Origin of the sequence: Streptomyces sp. N35 (assembly GCF_016464295.1) — a bacterium.
In the GTDB taxonomy this organism is placed as follows: Bacteria; Actinomycetota; Actinomycetes; order Streptomycetales; family Streptomycetaceae; genus Streptomyces.
Window position 1 is genome coordinate 1 of record NZ_JAEIMH010000217.1, and the last position, 683, is coordinate 683.

Consider the following 683-nt stretch of genomic DNA (forward strand, 5'->3'; position numbering starts at 1 on the left):
TCGATGCCGGCGGCGGCGAGGCCGGCCGGGGCGGTCTCGGCGAGCGGGACGCCGTAGCGGGCCAGGCGCAGGGGCATCAGGGACTCGACGGGGGCCTTGCGGCGCCAGGCGCGGCCGTAGCGGGAGCGCAGGCGGGCGCGGTAGACGAGGCGCTCCTGCTCCAGCTTGATGACCGCGTCGTAACTCCGCAGCTCCCAGAGCTTCATACGGCGCCACAGCAGGAACGTCGGCACCGGTGAGAGCAGCCAGCGGGTGAGGCGGACGCCCTCCATGTGCTTGTCGGCGGTGATGTCCGCGATGCGGCCGATCGCGTGCCGCGCGGCCTCGACCGAGATCACGAACAGGATCGGGATGACCGCGTGCATCGCCGTGCCGAGCGGATCGGGCCAGGCCGCCGCGCCGTTGAAGGCGATCGTCGCGGCCGTGAGCAGCCAGGCGGTCTGGCGAAGGAGCGGGAAGGGGATTCTGATCCAGGTCAGCAGCAGGTCGAGGGCGAGCAGGACGCAGATGCCCGCGTCGATGCCGATCGGGAAGACCAGCGAGAACTTCCCGAAGCCCTTCTGCTCGGCGAGCTCGCGCACGGCCGCGTACGACCCCGCGAAGCCGATGGCCGCGATGATGACCGCGCCCGCGACCACCACGCCGATCAATATCCGGTGTGTCCGCGTCAGCTTCAGTGGCGC

1 protein-coding gene is annotated in these 683 nt (G+C 71.3%); it reads right to left on the reverse strand.

Annotation, left to right across the window (positions count from 1 at the left end; translation table 11 throughout):
* Positions 1-683 (reverse strand): DUF2637 domain-containing protein (locus tag JAO81_RS41950; protein WP_233416670.1); only part of this gene is annotated, 683 nt, incomplete at both ends.